Source organism: Allosphingosinicella sp. (genome assembly GCF_036387215.1).
Classification (GTDB): domain Bacteria; phylum Pseudomonadota; class Alphaproteobacteria; order Sphingomonadales; family Sphingomonadaceae; genus Allosphingosinicella.
Genome location: NZ_DASVUE010000378.1, coordinates 1 through 1,905 on the forward strand (window position 1 = coordinate 1; position 1,905 = coordinate 1,905).

General features: G+C 66.2%; 1 protein-coding gene. It reads right to left on the reverse strand.

What is annotated here, in order from left to right; all coding sequences use genetic code 11:
• Positions 1–1,905 (reverse strand): TonB-dependent receptor (locus VF662_RS14710; RefSeq protein ID WP_464142595.1); only part of this gene is annotated, 1,905 nt, incomplete at both ends.

The window sequence follows — 1,905 nt, forward strand, 5'->3', positions numbered from 1 at the left end:
GCGATCTCGTAATAAGCGGCGGCGTCGACGCGGACGTAGCCGGGCAGGGTCACCGCGTTGCTGATCGAGGCATAGGCCTTGGAGCGGGCGACGATACCGAGGCCGAGGCCGAGCTTCTTCGTGAAATCGTAGCGGTTCCAGAGCGAGAATTGGTGCCGCGGGACGAGCGGCACCTCGCAGTTCGCGACCGCCGGGTTGCAGGCGGTGGTGCGGGACCGGATCTCGGCCTTCTGGTGCGAATAGCCCGCCGAGATCTGCCATTGGTCGCTGATGTTGCGCTCGAGGCCGACTTCGATGCCGCGGCTCCGCTGCGCGCCGGTGAGCACCGTCCGGGCCGGGTTCGCGGGATCGGGCGCGCGGGTGTTGGTGCGGTCGAGCTGGTAGGCGGCGAAGGTGGCAAGCAGGCCCGGGAGCGGCTCCCACTTCGCGCCGACCTCGTAATTGTCGAACTTCTCCGGCTTCAGCGCTTCGGACGTGATGTCGAGCGAGGAGAATTGGTCGCCGGAGCTCGGCAGATAGGAGCGGCTGTAGCTGGCATAGAAGGACAAGGCGTCGGTCGGCTTCAGGATGAGGCCGATGCGGGGCGAGAACAGCTCGTCGGTGCGGGTGAACTCCGCATTATTGTTGAGGTTCGTGGCTTCGAGCCTGAACCGGTCGAAGCGGAGGCCGGCGACGATCTCGACCATGCCGAGGCGGATCTGGTCCTGCGCGTAGACCGCGAGGATCGAAGCATCGGTGTGGTTGAAGTTGGCGGGCGTGCAGCCGGTCCTGTTGCTCGGCCTGCAGCCGCCGGTGGTGTTGAAGGGAAGGAAGATCATATCCCGGCTGACCGTCGGCTGGGCGGCGGGAACCGTGATCGAGGCGCTGTCGCCGGCTACGAAGAAGCCGTTGAGCCGGCGCTGGCGGCTGTCCTGATGCCCAAGTTCGAACCCGAGGAGGAAGGTCTGATCGACACCTCCGAGGCGGCCCTTCCAGACGAGGTCGGTCTGGCTGAAGACGTTCTTGCGCCGCGTCGCGTCATTATAGGCGGAGAGGGTGAGATTTCCGGCGGAATTGACGGCGCCGGACGGATAGATGTTCTGATAGAATTTGTCGTAATCGCCATAGAGCGTGCGGTTGCGCAGCGTCAGAGCGTCGCTGAAGCGATGCTCGAAGGCGAGGCCGGCGAGATGCACGTCGGCGTCGGCAAAGCTCTGCCGGGGATCGCCGAAGAAGACGCGGTCCGCGCCCTTCAGCGGCCGTCCGAGGAGCGACGGCACGCCGCGGTCGGCGGTTCGGCGGTCGTGGAAGAATTCGTAGGACAGATCGAGGCGGGTGTCGGGGCCGAGCAGGAAGCCGACCGTGGGGTTGACGCCGTAGCGCTCCAGATCGACGCCGCGGCGGAAGCTCTCGCCGTCTTCGTAGACGCCGTTGAGGCGAACGCCGGCGGAGGCGCCGAGCGGCTGGTCGACATCGGCGGTGAGGCGGAAGCCTCCCTCGCTGTCGGCGGAGATGGAGCCCTCGCGATAGGCATTGAGGCTGGAGCGCTTGGTCACCCGGTTGACGATGCCGCCGCCGCCGCCGCGGCCGAAGATCATCGCATTGGGGCCGCGCAGGATCTCGACCCGGTCGACATTATAGAGGTCGCGGAAATACTGGACGTCGTCGCGGATGCCGTCGACGAAGAAATCGGCCGTGGTGTTGTTGCCGCGAAGCGTGATCTGGTCGCGGTTGCCTTCGCCGGTGCCGGGCATGGCGCCGGGGACGTAGGTGAGAACGTCGGCAATCGAGCGGAGCGCCTGGTCCTCGATCTGCGCCTCCGAGATGACTGTCATCGCCTGCGGGATGTCCTTGATCTCGGTGTCGGTGCGGGTCCCGGTGCGGGTGGATTTGACGCCATATTCCTCGCGCTGGCCGGTGACGACG